Origin of the sequence: Vibrio sp. SCSIO 43140, from assembly GCF_023716585.1 — a bacterium.
Classification (GTDB): Bacteria; Pseudomonadota; Gammaproteobacteria; order Enterobacterales; family Vibrionaceae; genus Vibrio; species Vibrio maritimus_B.
Genome location: NZ_CP071850.1, coordinates 1,871,930 through 1,889,276 on the forward strand (window position 1 = coordinate 1,871,930; position 17,347 = coordinate 1,889,276).

The 17,347-nt window shown below is 44.3% G+C and carries 15 protein-coding genes, 1 pseudogene and 1 riboswitch; of the genes and pseudogenes, 9 read left to right on the forward strand and 7 right to left on the reverse strand.

Going from position 1 to position 17,347, the window contains the following annotated elements; translation table 11 throughout:
* Positions 1 to 45 precede the first annotated feature (45 nt).
* Positions 46 to 2,124: a putative bifunctional diguanylate cyclase/phosphodiesterase gene (locus tag J4N45_RS08675; RefSeq protein WP_252014552.1), complete on the reverse strand. Its 2,079-nt coding sequence runs from the start codon at positions 2,122 to 2,124 to the stop codon at positions 46 to 48.
* On the reverse strand, positions 2,114 to 3,088 hold the full coding sequence (locus J4N45_RS08680) for an ABC transporter substrate-binding protein (RefSeq protein WP_252014553.1): 975 nt from the start codon (positions 3,086 to 3,088) through the stop codon (positions 2,114 to 2,116). Before J4N45_RS08680 ends, J4N45_RS08675 begins: the two co-directional genes overlap by 11 nt.
* A 212-nt stretch (positions 3,089 to 3,300) precedes the next feature.
* Between J4N45_RS08680 and sbcB the strand changes: the two genes are divergently transcribed.
* The 5 genes from sbcB to purT all read left to right on the forward strand — a co-directional run bounded on the left by sbcB (position 3,301) and on the right by purT (position 8,276).
* Positions 3,301 to 4,722: an exodeoxyribonuclease I gene (gene sbcB / locus J4N45_RS08685; protein WP_252014554.1), complete on the forward strand. Its 1,422-nt coding sequence runs from the start codon at positions 3,301 to 3,303 to the stop codon at positions 4,720 to 4,722.
* Between the two features lie 94 nt (positions 4,723 to 4,816).
* Positions 4,817 to 5,182, forward strand: a complete 366-nt coding sequence (locus J4N45_RS08690) for a CidA/LrgA family protein (protein WP_234495941.1) — start codon at positions 4,817 to 4,819, stop codon at positions 5,180 to 5,182.
* Position 5,183: 1 nt separating this feature from the next.
* Positions 5,184 to 5,870: an LrgB family protein gene (locus J4N45_RS08695; RefSeq protein WP_252014555.1), complete on the forward strand. Its 687-nt coding sequence runs from the start codon at positions 5,184 to 5,186 to the stop codon at positions 5,868 to 5,870.
* Positions 5,871 to 6,050: 180 nt separating this feature from the next.
* Positions 6,051 to 6,938: a cytidine deaminase gene (cdd, locus tag J4N45_RS08700; RefSeq protein ID WP_252014556.1), complete on the forward strand. Its 888-nt coding sequence runs from the start codon at positions 6,051 to 6,053 to the stop codon at positions 6,936 to 6,938.
* Between the two features lie 162 nt (positions 6,939 to 7,100).
* Positions 7,101 to 8,276, forward strand: a complete 1,176-nt coding sequence (gene purT / locus J4N45_RS08705) for a formate-dependent phosphoribosylglycinamide formyltransferase (protein WP_234495938.1) — start codon at positions 7,101 to 7,103, stop codon at positions 8,274 to 8,276.
* Between the two features lie 53 nt (positions 8,277 to 8,329).
* Here purT and J4N45_RS08710 read toward each other — a convergent pair whose 3' ends face one another.
* Positions 8,330 to 8,686 (reverse strand): VOC family protein, encoded by a 357-nt coding sequence (locus J4N45_RS08710; RefSeq protein WP_252014557.1) that lies wholly within the window; start codon positions 8,684 to 8,686, stop codon positions 8,330 to 8,332.
* A 190-nt stretch (positions 8,687 to 8,876) separates the two neighbouring features.
* Between J4N45_RS08710 and J4N45_RS08715 the strand changes: the two genes are divergently transcribed.
* On the forward strand, positions 8,877 to 9,929 hold the full coding sequence (locus J4N45_RS08715; RefSeq protein ID WP_252014558.1) for a DUF3080 family protein: 1,053 nt from the start codon (positions 8,877 to 8,879) through the stop codon (positions 9,927 to 9,929).
* Between the two features lie 3 nt (positions 9,930 to 9,932).
* Here the strand turns inward: J4N45_RS08715 and J4N45_RS08720 are convergent, their stop codons facing one another.
* From J4N45_RS08720 to J4N45_RS08730, 3 genes are all read right to left on the reverse strand, one after another.
* A complete protein-coding gene (locus tag J4N45_RS08720; protein ID WP_252014559.1) occupies positions 9,933 to 10,796 on the reverse strand; it encodes a DNA ligase in 864 nt (287 codons plus the stop codon).
* A 227-nt stretch (positions 10,797 to 11,023) separates the two neighbouring features.
* Entirely contained in the window at positions 11,024 to 11,767 is a 744-nt protein-coding gene (locus J4N45_RS08725; protein ID WP_042472798.1) for a chromosome partitioning protein ParA, read from the reverse strand.
* Positions 11,768 to 11,792: 25 nt separating this feature from the next.
* Entirely contained in the window at positions 11,793 to 11,951 is a 159-nt protein-coding gene (locus J4N45_RS08730) for a hypothetical protein (protein WP_042472795.1), read from the reverse strand.
* A gap of 386 nt (positions 11,952 to 12,337) precedes the next feature.
* Positions 12,338 to 12,449: riboswitch (glycine riboswitch) on the forward strand.
* 156 nt (positions 12,450 to 12,605) lie between these two features.
* On the opposite strand from J4N45_RS08730, the gene J4N45_RS08735 reads away from it, so the two are divergent.
* Positions 12,606 to 13,973 (forward strand): alanine/glycine:cation symporter family protein, encoded by a 1,368-nt coding sequence (locus tag J4N45_RS08735; protein WP_252014560.1) that lies wholly within the window; start codon positions 12,606 to 12,608, stop codon positions 13,971 to 13,973.
* A 120-nt stretch (positions 13,974 to 14,093) separates the two neighbouring features.
* Here the strand turns inward: J4N45_RS08735 and J4N45_RS08740 are convergent.
* Positions 14,094 to 14,240 (reverse strand): annotated as a pseudogene (locus tag J4N45_RS08740) (hypothetical protein); the annotation flags it as partial.
* A 351-nt stretch (positions 14,241 to 14,591) separates the two neighbouring features.
* Here J4N45_RS08740 and J4N45_RS08745 point away from each other — a divergent pair.
* Both J4N45_RS08745 and J4N45_RS08750 read left to right on the forward strand, forming a co-directional pair.
* Complete coding sequence (locus tag J4N45_RS08745; protein WP_252014561.1) at positions 14,592 to 15,617, forward strand: HlyD family secretion protein; 1,026 nt, start codon at positions 14,592 to 14,594, stop codon at positions 15,615 to 15,617.
* The gene (locus J4N45_RS08750) at positions 15,614 to 17,101 is read left to right on the forward strand and encodes an MDR family MFS transporter (RefSeq protein ID WP_252014562.1); all 1,488 of its coding nucleotides are present in this window, start codon (positions 15,614 to 15,616) and stop codon (positions 17,099 to 17,101) included. Before J4N45_RS08745 ends, J4N45_RS08750 begins: the two co-directional genes overlap by 4 nt.
* The last annotated feature ends 246 nt before the right edge of the window (positions 17,102 to 17,347 follow it).

Genomic DNA, 17,347 nt, shown 5'->3' on the forward strand with positions numbered 1-17,347 from the left:
GTCAATGTCTAGACGTCTAAATGTCTATTTTAGAGAAAATTGATGCTATAAGGCTGCCGAATACTGCTGATAATTTTCACGCCATTCGATCGCCTCATCCATTGGCATGGCTTGCGCATAGAAATAGCCTTGAGCAAACTTTATCCCGAACTCTCTTGCCAAAGCTTGCTGTTTGGCTGTCTCAACGCCTTCAATAATCACATCGAAGTTTAGGTCTTTTGATAATCCAGTGATAGCTTTGACAACCGCACGGGTTTCCGGTTTGTTTAGTGCTTCTTGAGTAAAAGACTTGTCTATTTTTACAATGGAGAATGGAAAGTTCTTCAGAAGATCCAACGATGCATTACCGGTTCCAAAATCATCCAGTTGTAAGGAGAAGCCCAGCTCATTAAGTTTATTGAGAGAATTTAATGTAGCGGACTTATTTTGAAATATGGCGGTTTCAGTAAGCTCTAAAGGGAACTTACTCGCTTCTAACCCCTGATTTATGATCAGCGCTCGTAGATAATCAACAAAATCTGACCGTTCCAGTTGAACCACTGAGATGTTCACTGATACGTAGTGATCCATTCCAAGAGCTGCTAGCTTTCTCTGAAACGCAATACTCTTTTCAAACACTAACTCCCCAACTCTCACTATATCGACGGTCCGCTCTAACATAGGAACGAACTCACTAGGACTAACATAGCTGCCGTCAGCTTTTTTCCAACGGAGCAACGCTTCAAAGCCACTTACCGATAATGTTGTCATATCAATCTGAGGCTGAAACCATACTTCAAAGTCTTGCTGTTCCACTGACTTTCTCAATTGGTGGTATAGATTGAAGTTGGTCTTGCTTTCCGTTCCAATTTCACTAGTAAAGCGTTGAATTCCTGACGTTGTTACAGGGTTTCGCTTGGCAAAGTACATTGCTGTGTCAGCGCATGATAGAAGCTGTTTTAACTCAAGGCTATCATCGGGGAAACAGGCTATGCCTATAGAGCAATCGATGCGTAATTGGGTAGATTCGAAATCGATAGGCATTCGAATCTTCTGTTGCAACGAGCGAGCAAACTCATGTGCCCCTTCGTCAGAGTCGGCAAAATGCAAGATAGCAAACTCATCACCGCCAAGCCTGGCAACTTTATCATTAACACTAATTACTTCTAAGACAGCAGCGCTAACCTTATTGAGAATCGCATCACCGGCAATATGACCTAGGTTATCGTTGTAAGATTTAAAGTTGTCGATGTCCAGAAACAACAAGAACGCCCGCTTATTTCGCCGCTCCAACAAGGCTTCAAAGTGCTCAAAAAAGCTTCGTCGATTAGGTAACCCGGTAAGGAAGTCAGTCCTAGCTTGGGAGTTCGCATTATCTTCGGCCTCTTTTCTCATTTCTACTTCGTCTAAGAGAGCCTTTTTACTAACCGTTGTTGTTTTTAGTTGCTGATACATTTCCTCTATATCAAGGGTCAACTCGTGCCATTCGTTAATGCGTGATTTCTTGAATGAGTGATGATCGTGTTGGTCGTAACACTCACCAATTCTTTTAAGCTCAGTCTTCACGGCTTTTAAAGGCAGTATTAACGCGCTGTATAAGATGACCAGTAATACAATCGAGAACACCGCGGTAATGGTCACGACGATATACTGGTAATAAGAAAGCTTAGATAGGTCTTCTGACGCAATCTGCCTCGCCTCATGGCTCAAGTTATGCAACTGCGTTATTAAGTTTTGACTGTACGTATTGAGATTAATCGTTATCCATTGAATATCCGTGTCGATCGTCGCATCTCGCAGTAACTCAAACTGCATTCTTATTCGAGATATATCCGTGTCCAATCGTTTCGCCAACACTTTCTCCTCAAGGTGTGTGATATTGAGAAGATGGACTGAGTGACGTTCGATTTTGTCTAAAGTCGCTGACCATTGAAGAAGTGATGTTGGCGAACGGTATAAGTTGTAATCAGCAACGATTACGTTCAATTGTGATGCCTGTTGTCCAATTTTAAACGCTTTTTCATCGAGTTTAAGCACTGCATCTTTTACATCATCTTGTTTCTCTGACAGGTAAAACATCGCGCCCATGAAACCAGCCACGATAACAACAAAAAGTGTCAGTATTTGTTTAATGCTAATTTTCATAATCGATTATCGTTTGCCTCAAAGGGGCTGCATCTCGTAGAGGTTCTGGGCGCAACATATCACGTGTATTTACAATAGCTTCTTCATACAAACCATGAGATTTGAGCCACACAAGTTCTCTATTAAAAAGCGTCACCAAAGGCTGATATAGAGAAACAGAAAGAACACTCTCCTCGAGAAGTTTCTCAAGTTGTTTAGGATCGGTTTTCAGGTTTTCTATGAGTACGGCCTGCGCATAGTCTGATCGCTCTTCAATAACAGACTCAGCCCTAATCAATGCCCCTAAAAATCGGGTCACGACTTCATCTGGTACACGGTTGTGCACTAGTACAAGTTCATACTGAAGGTAAGTACCTGGGAAGTACTTCACATATGCCGCCCCATCCTGTTTTGCTGCTAGGTCGGTAATGAAAGGTTCACGAGTGGTAATGTAATCACAATCTCCATCGATGAGCCGTTCGTTTAGCTCTGCAACATTTACAAATTCGAAGCTGACATTTTTAGCTCCACTTCGCTCGACAAGGGTCTGTCCAAAAAAATGCAGGGCAGATAAGTATTGAGTACAAAGGACTTTATTTTCGATATTTGAAATATCTAAGAAGGGTTCGAGGCTAGCAATTCCGTTTGCGTTATCAGAGTCAAACACAGTTGCAACAACGCGATAATTAGGTAGCAAATGTTGATGAGCCAGGTAAGCAATATCAGCCGCCAAGATGACATCCGCATCTACGTCATTATTAATTACAGATTTAATAGCCAGCTTGCCACTTGGTTTTGATTCAATAGAAACCTTTAGGTTGTGGTTCTCAAACTCGCTTGTATCGTTTGCTAAGTGTAAAAGCCCCGCGCCAGGTTGTAAGCCTGTCACTACCAACATCTCTTCTGTTAAATTTGACTTAACGTCTTTGTCGCCGCAACCAAAAAGCACGGATATGCAAGCGATGATAAATGGCACTCTAACCATGCGATCTACCTCGGCATTTTCTTTTCAATATAGTAAACAAATCGCCGTATTGTATCTTTATTCGAATTTGATGATGGTTTGGCGATTAAAGCAGCGAGTATAGGGGTATTTTTCTTTGTTCATTGCCTTGTAATAGCAGCAATGGTCTAATAAGAGACTACTGGAAAGCCTTGACTACACGGCTGACTTTACGACTTAAGGAAGCACTTCGAATGTCCCAACACCAACCCACTTTTTTCTTCTTTGATTACGAGACTTGGGGTGTTAGCCCAGCGAAAGACAGACCTTGTCAATTTGCGGGTGTAAGGACAGATTCTGACTTTAATATCATTGGCGACCCTTTAGTCATTTATTGCCAGCCACCTGCTGATTATCTGCCTTCGCCAGAAGCTGCGCTGATTACCGGAATCACGCCTCAACTTTGTCAGGAAAAAGGGCTTCCAGAGCCTGAATTTATCGCGAAGATCCATGAGCAATTAGCGACGCCAAATACCACAAGTCTTGGCTATAACAGTATTCGCTTCGACGATGAAGTCACTCGATATACCTGCTATCGCAACTTCATCGACCCATATGCATGGAGCTGGCAAAATGGCAATTCACGCTGGGATCTGCTCGATGTAATGAGAGCCTGCCATGCTCTCCGTCCTGAGGGTATTGAGTGGCCTGAAAACGAGGAAGGCTTTACCAGTTTCAAGCTAGAGCACCTTTCTGTCGCGAACGGTATTGAGCACGAAAACGCACATGATGCGATGGCTGACGTCATTGCAACTATTGAGCTTGCTAAAAAAGTTAAAGCAGCACAGCCTAAGTTGTTCGACTACTTCTACTCAATGCGAACCAAACGCAAACTCAATGAGCTGGTAGATATCGTCAATATGACGCCACTTATGCACGTGTCTGGAATGCTCGGTAAAGAGTGCCAATACACGAGCTGGGTTGTACCAATTGCATGGCACCCAACAAACCAAAATGCAGTGATTGTTGCCGATCTCGCCAAAGATCCTCAACCGTTACTCGATTTAGATGTCGAAGCACTTCACAAAAGGCTCTACACTAGACACGATGATCTAGCAGAAGGTGAACTGCCCGTTCCACTTAAACTTATTCATCTAAACAAATGCCCTATTCTTGCTCCAGCTAAAACGCTAACCGCAGAAAATGCAGGTGTGATCGGCATCGATAGAGAACAATGTTTGAAGAATCTTGCCCTCATCAAGCAGAACCCAGAAATACGAGAAAAGCTAATTGGGCTATATGGCATTGAAAGAGAGTTTGAAAACGATGATGACGTTGATACTCAGCTCTACAGTGGTTTCTTTACACCTGCAGATCGCAGTGCGATGGATATTATTCGAGATACCGACCCGAACAATCTATCCGCATTAGACATTAGTTTTAGCGACTCTCGAATTGAACCTCTGTTGTTTAGATACCGAGCCCGCCATTTTGCTTGGACCCTTGATGAGACTGAGCAGCAGAAGTGGGCAAATCATTGTCGTGAATTTTTCGAAAGTCGTATTGAAGACTACATGCTAAATATGGAAAACTTAGTTCACGAACATGAGTCTGACGAGAAGAAGCTCGCCATACTAAAATCCGTCTACCGCTACGTGGAGCGTCTCGTTTCCTAACTTCTCCATCCTCGTAGTTAAAAAGCAGCCTCCGACTCTTCACTTGTGTGGCTGCACCATATGTTGCAATACTATTCATCACTAAGAGGAAGCCATGCTCAAAACCGTGCTTCGCTATTTACTGTCTTTTGCTGTCATTTTCATTTCTCTGTGGCTAGGCAATGCGATCCAAAGCTTGTTAGATGTTTCCATCCCTGGCAGCGTTTTCGGAATGCTCATCCTATTCACTGCACTTGCTACTGGTGCCATGCCGGTGTCCATCGTGCAGCCAGGTGCTCACGTGTTTATTCGTTATATGATCCTGCTGTTCGTGCCTATCAGTGTGGGATTAATGAACCATTTTGAAATGTTAGTAGAAAATGCCCTACCTATTTTGGCAAGTGCCGTTGGTGGGTCTTTTATCGTATTGATCGCGCTTTCGGTATTTCTCGATCGCTTCTTAAAAAAGGGAGACAAATAATATGTGGCTTCCTATTACCGTTGCGGTATTTTTCTTCGCACGCTTCGTTGCAATGAAAGTGAAAAACCCGATCTTCAACCCGCTACTCATTAGTATCGCAATATTGATCCCCGTTCTAGTCTGGTTCGACGTATCGTTTGATACCTACTACGCGGACAATGAATGGATCAGTTATTTACTGCAACCTGCCGTAGTCGCGCTGGCTTACCCACTTTATGAACAACTTCCCCAGATTCGTCAAAACTGGCGTATCATCGCGCTTGCTTGTGGTGTAGGTAGTATTGCCTCAATGTTTACAGCATCAATCATCGCAGTCTTGCTAGGTGCAGATATGGACCTAATTGCGAGTTTACTTGGTAAATCTGTAACCACCCCAATTGCTATGGAAGTCTCCAGTCACTTGGGCGGAGAGCCCTCTATTGCGGCTATCTTAGTACTCCTTGTCGGACTATTTGGCGCCATAATGGCATACCCAATTTACAACATCTTTGGTGTCACCCACCCAATCGCCAAAGGTTTAACGATGGGGACGGTATCACACGCACTTGGGACCGCGACAAGTGCGGAGAAAGACCCGCGAGACGCTGCTTTTAGTTCATTGGCATTGGTTATATGTGGTGTCATTACTTCTATTCTAGCGCCATCAATGTTCGCATTTTCAATTTGGCTTACACACCTCATCTCTTAACCTAGACTTACCTAAGCACGATTGTGGATTGGTGGATCCCACCAATCCATAATTTGTGTGACATCACTCTTATTATGATAACGTTACACTCATTGCACTTTAATATGTGACAACGATCACCTTTACTTCTTCAAAACTTGCTTAGAATGTAAGAAAACGTCCAATTACATAGGAAACCGCATGACTGATCGTTTTGATTCTGAGTTGGCCGAAATCCCAGAACATATTGCAAACTTTCTAAAGCCTATTATTACTGCGTCCGACTTCGACGCTACGATTTCTAAGTCGCAATTTGAAGAGTTATTGGCAATCTCAGGACTCGAAGACGATGAACTTCGTGTCGCTCTACTCCCGTTTGCTGCCGCTTACTCCTACGCACCAATTTCAGAGTTTTATGTCGGTGCCATCGTTCGCGGTTTGTCGGGTCGGTTATATTTCGGTGCCAACATGGAAATCATTGGCGCGCAATTGGGTCAAACTGTTCACGCTGAACAGTCTGCGATTAGCCACGCTTGGATGAAGGGTGAAACTGGTCTTAAAGACATCACTATTAACTACAGTCCATGTGGTCACTGTCGTCAGTTTATGAATGAACTTACGACAGCAGATACCTTAGTTGTTCAATTGCCTCAACGTGACGCGATGACACTTCAAGAGTATCTACCTGAGTCTTTTGGTCCTAAAGATCTTGGCATTACTGATGCGCTGATGAGCCCAAAACAGCACGGTTTATCGACTGAAGAGACAGACGCATTGATCTTGTCGGCAGTTGATGCCCTCAATAGAAGCCACTCTCCTTACACACAAAACTTAAGTGGCGTTGCTATTGCGACTGAAAGCGGAAAGGTATACCAGGGTGCTTATGCTGAAAACGCGGCGTTCAACCCGAGCCTTCCTCCACTTCAAGTAGCGTTTATGCAGTTATTACTTGATGGTGAATCATTCGAATCTATTCGTTTAGTCGCACTTGCTGAGATGGCATCTGGGAAAATTAGCCACCTTGCAGACACTCAAGCAACTCTTGAGGCCATTGATCCAGACATTCCACTCGAGTACATCTCGTTGTAATGATATGAATTCGAACCTTTTTATCAGCCCCGCTTAGTAGCGGGGCTGTTTTTTTATGTCTATTGAAAAGGAATGGTAATTTCCCGCGCAAACGATTGCTTTCTTGGTTAATTCCAGTATGATCCACCGCAATTCTTCCTCATGAACGATCAAGGATATTATATGTTTGGTACTGCTACTCGTGAAAATGCTACGCGTGTATTACTGTTGGGCTCAGGTGAACTTGGTAAAGAAGTTGCCATCGAATGTCAGCGTCTCGGTCTCGAAGTCATTGCTTGTGACCGCTATGCAGATGCCCCTGCTATGCAAGTTGCTCACCGCAGCTATGTACTGGATATGCTCGACGGGGAAGCACTCGAAGCTATCATCGAAAAAGAGCAGCCTGCGTACGTCGTTCCAGAAATCGAAGCCATCGCGACTGACAAGCTAGTTGAGCTTGAGAAAAAAGGCCTGAATGTCGTACCAACGGCTAATGCAACCAAGCTGACGATGAACCGTGAAGGTATCCGTCGTCTAGCAGCAGAAGAGCTGGGACTTAATACATCACCTTACCAATTTGCCGACAACTATGACGACTTTAAAGCGGCAGTTGCTCACGTTGGCGTACCATGTGTTGTGAAGCCGGTGATGAGTTCTTCTGGCAAAGGGCAAAGTGTCATCAAGACTGAGGCGGATATTGAGTCTGCATGGACTTATGCTCAAGAAGGCGGCCGTACTGGCGCAGGACGCGTTATCGTTGAAGGCTTTATCGACTTCGACTACGAAATCACCTTGCTTACCGTTCGAGCGGTTGATGGCGTTCATTTCTGTGCACCGGTAGGGCATCGTCAAGAAGACGGTGACTACCGCGAGTCATGGCAGCCACAAGTCATGTCTGAGAACGCGCGAAAAGCGGCAGAATACACCGCTGAGCAAGTTGTAAACGCACTGGGTGGTTACGGTATCTTTGGTGTTGAACTGTTCGTTAAAGGTGACAAGGTTATCTTTAATGAAGTGTCTCCTCGCCCACACGACACGGGATTGGTCACACTGATTTCTCAAGATATGTCTGAGTTCGCGCTTCACGTACGTGCGTTTACTGGTTTACCGGTAAATGGTATCACCCAATATGGTCCAGCAGCATCAGCGGTTATCTTGGGTCAAGGGACTTCAAACAACATTCGCTTTGAGGGCATTGAAGACGCAGTATCACTGCCACAAACACAGATTCGTTTGTTTGGTAAACCAGATATTGATGGTCGCCGTCGCCTAGGTGTCATTTTGACAAAGCGTAAATCTTTAGAGACCGCTATCGACGAAGCGGTAGAGTGTGCAAAGAAGGTAAAAGTCGTTTACTAACCTTATAAACACTCAAAATGGCAAGGCTCTGGTTTATCGCCAGAGCCTTTTTGTTATCGCGACTCCGACCAAACGGCAAATTCATTACCGCTTGGCTCACTAAAGTGGAAGCGGCACCCACCTGGAAAGTCAAAGATCTCTCTCACAATCACACCGCCGCTCTTTACGACCTTATCGTAGGTTGTTTCAATCGAGGGGCTGTAAAAGACCAACAGCGCGCCGCCTTTGCTTGCCACAGAGCACATGTCTGCTTTATAAAAACCGCCATTAAGTCCCTGATTAGAAAACGCGCTGTATTCATCGCCATAATCTTGAAAGTCCCATCCAAACGCATCGGTGAAGAACTGCTTTGTCTTTATTAGGTCTTTGGCTGCAAACTCTACATAGTCTAACTTTACTTCATCGCTCATCACGGCTCCTTATTTCTTCATTCTGTTTATCATAGTAGCGGATATTCATTGTTGGGGTTGTGAGAGGTAATGCAGTTTGCCCAATGCTACAACTGAGTTATTCAACGCCAGGTATGACCATAAATGCTCTATCCTTACGTACAAACCCTTGTAAAAACATACAACTGCTAGAGTTCAATTAGAAACCATTATGAGACCTGAACGCTACTCTCTTTCCGCTAACATTATGACGCGCGCAAGCCTTTTGCTTGCACCGGTTATGCTCGCTGGTTGTTTCAACGATAGCCCATCAGCTAAGTTTATTGACTATCAAGAGAGAATAGCGAATGTTCAAGAGAGTGACTTGCTGCCTTCTCCTGAGTTGACTCTTGTCGAACTCCCATCGAAAAGAGAGCTCACTAAAGAGATACCTAGGACAACGCTGGGACTTGTTGATAGCTACCAACTTCGTAAATGTCAGCTGTTCGGACTTATTGCGGAGCGAAACTCCGTATTAGGTAAGGTGCAGGACCAATTTCGAAATTTTGACTATCAATTAAAGCTCATTGATGGATTAGAACGATGCCTAGCCTCGAACCAAATCGAATTAGAGCTCAAAACGAGCTTACAAGATATTTTGAGCGTTAAGTATCAGTACCTGCCGGACTATTTCTTCAACCTCGTTTATACAAGTGATGCAATGCGCTCACAACTCAACGGGCACGATTGGCTAGTAGCCAATAAAGGGAGTGCGGCGCTCCAAGTGCGCGAATCATTAACTGCATTTAATCAAGTGGCTCAGTTCATTGCGACAAGCGACCGGGCAACGATTGAGCGCCCTCCGCTGCTCGCACCTTACCAAGAACAATTAGAGAAGAATAATGTCATCGGTCGCCTAGCCTTTTCATTAGAAGCGAGCGCACATTGGATGCGCACCATTACCAACCAGCTCAACACATACGATGACCAGATTATTTGTGGTAAGAACAGAGATTCATCTCGATTTAAATACCTTGTTAATGTTTTCAACAATGTGTTTGTCGAAGAAGTACAGCCATATTTATCCTATGTTGACTCTGAGTATCAAGCTATCGCTCAGGAAACGCAGTTCGTTTCCGCCTTGCTCTCTCAAAGCGACGCTAATGTCTACAGCCTTCACCAGCGACACCTTGAATTTAAGGAGACCAGTAGAGAGCACGTTAAATATTGGAAAGGGTTGTTTGAACGCTGCGGGCGCTCTCTGTCATCCATTCGAAATAACTAGCCCCTACTCCTGCTCTCTAATGCGATGAAATCTAGCAAACCTAGGTACGCCATTATCAGTCCATCCATTGTGTTTGATAGTAACGATTTTACCAATTTCTGGAGGCTGCTTTCTCTCTTCATCGGTGAACCCTGTTCCAACATACAGTCGCACGCCACCCTTTATCTCAATAAGCAGTGCGCCCATTACACCATTAAATTTCCCCTTCCCCGGCTTATATCCGACAACAACGCCTTCGGTATCTTGAACCGTTTTGACCTTGATTAACGAGCTATTTCTTCCAGGATGGTAGATCTCATGCCGCGCCTTTAACATCAGACCTTCGGCTTCATACTCAGTGACATCCACAAGGAGCGATGCCAACTCTTTATGTGTGGCGATAAGCTTTTGCTCGACACATTGGATGTGTGTGTATGGTAATGAATTACAGTAAGTTGTGAGATATTCATAACGCTGTTCAAAGGTACCCAAGTGACCCGGCACATCGAACAACATAAACGTAATGCCTTGCCACTGCTTATCGCTTGGTGTTTTATCCAGCACCGTCTTTTGAACTTGACTAAAGGCCCCTCTCCCAGCCCAAAGTTCTCCCTCTACCGATATGTTTGGTAAAGCTTGAATAAACCAGTTGGGCGCGTTCAATACTCGCCCTGAACGCGTTACCAGCTCTTTTCCCGTCCAGATTGCTCGCACTCCGTCTAACTTCTCACTGACGTAGTAGTTCTCTAAATCAACGTTTTGATCGTACTCCAGAGCGTTAGTCACACTTGGCGGCTTCGGTAGATATTGATGACCCTCTGCGTTTGCGGTGGCGGATATTGCCACGAGCGCAATAATGGTCGATACCCGGTTAAGTGTTATAGACACGGTTATCCCCTCTCTCTTTACGGTTATGACCAGTCTAGATCGAGAGATTTAGAGAAGTAGATATTGAGATGAGATCTTCGAGTTAGGAGAGAAGAAGATCCACAGAGTGACGTATCAGTTACATCTAGGTTTGATGTAAATCGAGGTTATGCCAAACGACTCCCCTTTATATCAAGTCCATCAACCTATTGATAAATTGAGTAAAAGAGGAGTGTAAGAGGCAATGCTTATTGAATACCAAGCTCTGTTTTAAGCGTTGCGATATGGTTAAGATCCATATTGTGAACCTTAAGCATTTGTTCGATTTGACTCAATGATGCCGTTGCCGAATCGTATCGTTCGCAAGAGTCAGACTTAGCGTCCCAAGAAGTGCCTTCAAGGTACAAGTCGCAGTCTTTTTTAAGTCTATCAAGGTTAGGGGTAATCTGGGCGCGCTCTTGTTCTAGCTTCGCGACCTCTGCCTTTAATTCAGCTTCACGTTTGAACAGTTCTTGGGACTGCTCAAACATAGAGCTTTGAATATCATTCTTACGAGCCAACTGAGTATTCTTTTTCTCTTCTTTTACCAATTGCTTCTTTTGACTCGAGAGTTGGTTTGCAAGATCTGTTTTGTCCTGCTCTAGCTGAGCAATTTGTGAGTTTAACTCCTCGACTTGCTCTTGATGCTCAGCCACCTTCTCTTCTACAGCTTTACGAAGCTTAAGCTGAGATTCAGACTCCGCCATCGATAGTTGCTCTGAAAGCGTTGCCTCATGGTTTTGAGTCTGTGTTAGGGTTTGCTGATAGCGCGTTTCAAGCTCAGTGTAGCGCTTTTGCCAATCATTCTGCGTAATCGATGCACCAATAAGCCCGCCAGTTGCAATACCAAGTACCGCGGCGATCCCTATGTACAGACGAGCTTTATTATCTTTTTGCTCGATAACGACTACTTCTTCGTTATCAACCTGTTGGTTTTCTGATTGCTTATCCACTTATACTCCTGGGAGCGAAATCTTTTTATCGAATCAATTCGGAAACAACGAGCGTTGCTGTGTATATCAGAAACGCCGACACGACGGTGATGACGACACCTTTCTGTACTTTCTCGTTAGTTCGATAACGAAATAGCATAAACGCTAATACCACAAGAAAAGCGATTGCTAGTAATCGAGTCATAGATACCTCCTTGCACTAAGGGTAATCCAGTAGGTAGGAAGGTACGTGTTCCAAAAATGCACTGTACAAATCACTACTCTACCCCATAACGACAGGTTTAAAGTCAGAAACACTTCAAATATACCAAATGGTTGACTTTGCTACCCTATTTACTCAAATAAAATTGTAAAATTATTCATGACATCGCTAATTAATTACGCTAGGATTGCCGTCACAGATTATCTAGTATCTAGATATTTGTTCCGATGAAGGCTGCAGGAGAGTGGTAATTAACCAAAATTTAACGTTTGGTTAAAACTACCCGCCGAAGAAGTAAATCTTTCAGGCGCTTTATTCTGAGAAATCAGAGCTTATCAATTGATAAGGATAAAGTGAGGACTGTAGTTGGAGGAACCTCTGGAGAGAATCGCACTACTTTTGTAGATAGCGGTCGCCGAAGGAGCAAGCTCATTTCTAATGATGAGTGAAACTCTCAGGCAAAAGGACAGAGGAGAGAATAGCAACATTGAAAACATTAAATTCAGTATCTGGCTTTTTGCTAGGTTTAGCGACACGGATTAGTTACCGTCATTAATGCATTGCGTCTGCGAATGCGTTTGAGACAAACTGCCCTTTCTCTCTTCTCCTTAAGTTTTGTTTTATTAAGGGGAAATCATGAACAATCTTCAATCTTTACTGCAAACCATCGACTCATTTGTTTGGGGTCCACCGCTGCTCATTTTGCTCGTCGGTACGGGTGTCTACTTTACTTTTAAGCTTGGACTTTTGCAGTTCCGCCATCTTCCAACTGCTTTAAAGCTTGTCTTTACCAAAGACAAATCTGGGCATGGTGACGTTTCTAGCTTTGCAGCCTTATGTACGGCACTATCAGCGACCATAGGTACAGGTAATATCGTAGGTGTAGCTACAGCAATCAAACTTGGTGGCCCAGGTGCTTTATTCTGGATGTGGCTCGCCGCTTTGTTTGGAATGGCGACCAAATACGCAGAGTGCTTGTTGGCGGTGAAATACCGTAAAGTTGACGACAAAGGTCAGATGCTTGGCGGTCCAATGTATTACTTGCGTGATGGTGTTGGCTCTAAGTTCCTTGCAACTATGTTTGCAGTCTTCGCTCTAGGTGTCGCTTGCTTTGGTATCGGTACTTTCCCACAGGTCAATGCCATCCTTGATGCGAGTGAAATTTCATTTGGTGTTTCACGCGAACTTTCCGCTGCCGTTCTAACTCTGCTTGTTGCTTTTGTAACACTAGGAGGCATCAAATCCATTGCTAAAGTCGCGGGCAAAGTAGTACCGACTATGGCGGTGTTCTATGTGCTGGCGTGTTTAAGCGTCATTATCATGAACGCGGATAAACTTGCAGACGCGGTTCAGCTTGTTGTCGTGTCTGCCTTTACGAGCACAGCTGCAACGGGTGGTTTTGTCGGCGCAAGCATTATGCTCGCGATTCAATCTGGTATTGCACGCGGCGTATTCTCAAACGAGAGCGGTCTTGGTAGTGCTCCAATGGCAGCAGCTGCAGCGAAAACGGATAGCTGTGTACGTCAAGGCCTGATCTCGATGACAGGTACATTTATCGATACCATCATTATCTGTACTATGACAGGTCTCGCGTTGATCCTTACAGGTGCGTGGCAAAGTGAGTTTGCTGGTGCAGCCATGACCACACATGCATTCGCGACAGGTCTTAACGCAGAGTACTTTGGTCCTATGTTGGTATCGATTGGGCTTATCTTTTTCGCATTCACCACTATCTTGGGCTGGAACTACTATGGCGAGCGCTGTGTAGTATTCCTGATGGGTACCAAAGCAGTACTACCGTACAAGATCATCTTCGTCGGTCTTGTCGCATCAGGCGCTTTCTTACACCTAGATATGATCTGGCTGATTGCCGATATCGTTAATGGTCTCATGGCGGTACCAAACCTGATTGGTCTTGTGCTGTTGCGCGGAGTCGTCATTGAAGAGACTAAGCTTTACTTCGCAGCGAAGTCGAACGCATCTGGTGTCGCCACCACAGCGTAAAGCTTTATATCTATCCATTAAACTAAAAAGGTCTGCAGATGCAGGCCTTTTTAGTATCTCTATGCTGAACTCAGCGCCCTGAATAATCGCTTCATCAATATTCTTGTAGGTATAGACATCTCTACCGCCTACATTATCAACTGGATTATCGAGGTCTTGGTCAATCAGATTAGAAATTTCATTTCTAAATAATCCAGCTTCCATCGACCAATAGGTGTCGACATAACTTGTATAGTGCTCATAGTTAAGACTTGTTTCAGACTGCAGGTCAGGGTTACCGACGAGTAGACGTTACCCTTACAGCTGTTGACGATGTAGGTCAAAGCTTGAATATTACGAACGACTTTAGATTCAGAGTCTGTTAGGCCATCGGTTGACTCAATTACGCCATCGCGCTGGTCATCAGCGTAGCTAAAACCAAACGCGAGACTTATACGAACGTAGCAACTAAATCCTATAAAATTCATCGATATAAGCTATTTTGATTAATATCAATTGCACACTGTTCAGTGAATTTTTCAATCTGTAAAAGTGGTTAATAAAGTTTCAACTCATAATATTGTTTGGTGATAAAAAAATCCTACACTGATCACATAAATATAAAGGTAGGTTATGTAAATGAGTGATAACTCCGATCAAAAAAAATCGTCCCGTTCTAGCTTGACAAAAATTCTCTTTCTACTTGTTTGTGCAGCAGTATTTGGTGCTCTGTATTGGTCATGGATCTATGCAGACAGTCATCCTAGTACCGAAGATGCTTATGTTAGAGCGAAGATCCTCTCTGTTGCTCCTCAGGTTCAAGGACAGGTTGTCTCTGTTGAAGTTGCGGATTTCCAGCGCATCAACAAAGGCGACTTGCTGCTTAGAATTGACCAACGACCATACTTACTTGCAGTAAAGCAAGCAAAAGCAGCATATCAGTTAGCGGTACAGCAGCATGATGTCGCTGACAAGCAGGTGACGGAAGCGGTTGCTGGACTGGATGCTGCGCGAGCAAACTTGAGCGAAGCGCAGATCGAATACAAGCGTACTGATTCATTAGTCACTCGAAAATTGGCGTCTCCACAAGACTTAGATACTGCTAAGAACAAATTAGCTAATGCTCAGGCAAGCCTAGAGCAAGCAAGAGCAAATGTTGAAAAAGCTATTGCGAATCGAGGTGAGCAAGGACTGGAAGCTGCTATCGTCCAACAAGCAGCAGCGCAACTTGCTCAAGCTGAACTCAACCTCAGTTATACCGATATTACCTCGCCAGTGGACGGACTATCAGGTGAAGTTAGTGCGCACGTAGGTACGGTTGTTTCTGTTGGTCAAACGCTGTTTCCAGTGATCATTGACAACAGCTACTGGGTTCGAGCTAACTTCAAGGAGACAGATCTCACTCATCTTAAACCAGGTCAGAAGGCTGAGATCAAGATCGACATGTATCCTGATTTGGTATGGAACGCGACGATAGAAAGTTTATCGCCCGCCAGCGGTACCTCGTTTTCTCTTATGCCCCCTGAAAATGCGACAGGTAATTGGGTAAAAATCAAACAACGCTTCCCTGTACGACTTAAATTGGAGGTACCAGAAAACTCGCCTCAACTTCGTGTAGGTGCAAGTGTCAAGGTGACTGTCGATCTGAAAAGTAACTCGAAATGAGCAATCAAATCACCGCTGATAAACGAGGTATCGCTACCGTAGCGGTCATGTTGTCTGCCATCATGGTTTTAATCGATATGACAGTGGCGAATGTGTCACTGTCACATATGATGGGAGCTTTGGGGGCAACGGCGGACCAAATTACCTGGGTGTTAACGGGATACAGTATGGCGGAAGCTATTTTTATCCCTATGACCAGCTTCTGGGTGTCGCGATTTGGCGAGCGTAAAGTGATGCTCGTTGCAGTTATCGGTTTCGTTATCGCGAGTGCACTGTGTGGTCAAGCTAGCTCCTTGGAAGAGATGGTACTATTCCGGATTATTCAAGGCGCGTTCGGTGCTTCGGTTATTCCTTTGGCTCAATCTACCTTGGTTCAGATTTATCCACCTGAGCAGAAAGGTAAAGCCATGGCCATTTTTTCAATTGGTATCCTGCTTGGGCCTATCCTAGGCCCAGTTGTTGGCGGTGTTATTACGGATAACCTCAACTGGCGTTGGATCTTCTATGTGAATTTGCCTTTTGGTTTAGTTTGTACCGCGCTTATCTATAAATACATTCACCTATCGAATAAATTTAAACCCAACTTTGATTGGTGGATCATTGGATTTATGGCACTGGGTGTAGGTGCGCTGCAGTTTGTCCTCGATAAAGGTAATGACGAAGACTGGTTAGACTCCCGAATCATTCAAACCGCAATTGTTCTGTCTGTGATAGGTTTGATTATGTGGGCGTATCGCAGTTGGAAAACTAAGAGTCCCATTGCACCTCTTTGGCTATTGCGAGATAAGAACTTGATGGTGTCGTCGCTGATGATGGCAGTCGTCTCCATGGCCATGTTTGGATTGACTACTCAGCAGCCAATGTTCTTAGAAAGCTTGCTGGACTATCCGGTTGCAACAACGGGAATGCTCATGGCTCCAAGAGGTCTTGCCTCGGCTTGTATGCTGATTCTAGTGATTCGGCTGAATCCTCAGTTTGATCCGCGACTCAAGATAGTATTTGGATTGACCTGCATTGGTATAGGTTCGTATCTCATGACTCTGTATTCGATGGAGATTGATACTTTCTGGATTGTAACGCCAAGTATTATTCAAGGCTTAGGCTTAGGTTTGACCTTCTCAACGTTATCGTCTTTGGCGTATCTGACATTACCAAGAGAAGAGTCAGTAGCGGGCGCTAGTATCTTTAACTTGTTCCGAACTATCGGTAGCTCATTTGGTATCTCAATTGCCACTACTTACCAGTACCGTGATAGCCAGCAGCAATGGCATGCGCTAAGCGAAGGTTTTAATACCTATAATCCTGCACTGCAAAACTGGGCGGCATCGCAAGGCTTATCAATGACCGACCCGCTGGCGTTGCAACAGTATCAAATGATGTTGCATGAACAATCTCAGATGGTTGCGTACGTTCATACGTTCCAATTAGTTGGAGTGATGTTTGTGATTATGATGCCGATGCTGATTTTCATCCGTTCTAAATAGTGCACCGTTAACAGAATAATGGGTGTCATCTTTGAGTAAGAGGATAAAACATACCCATCAACCACACTTAGGTTGATGGGTTAAGCTGTTTATTACTTAACTCTAAACATGTATCCGGAGAAGAGCTCTTCAACCAGGGCTATATTGGCCTAGATAAACATAATGTCCGCGATGGTCTCCATCGCTGCATCGACAGCGCCATTAAGCTGCATGCCTAAACTAGAAAGAAAAGCAGAACACGCTGCG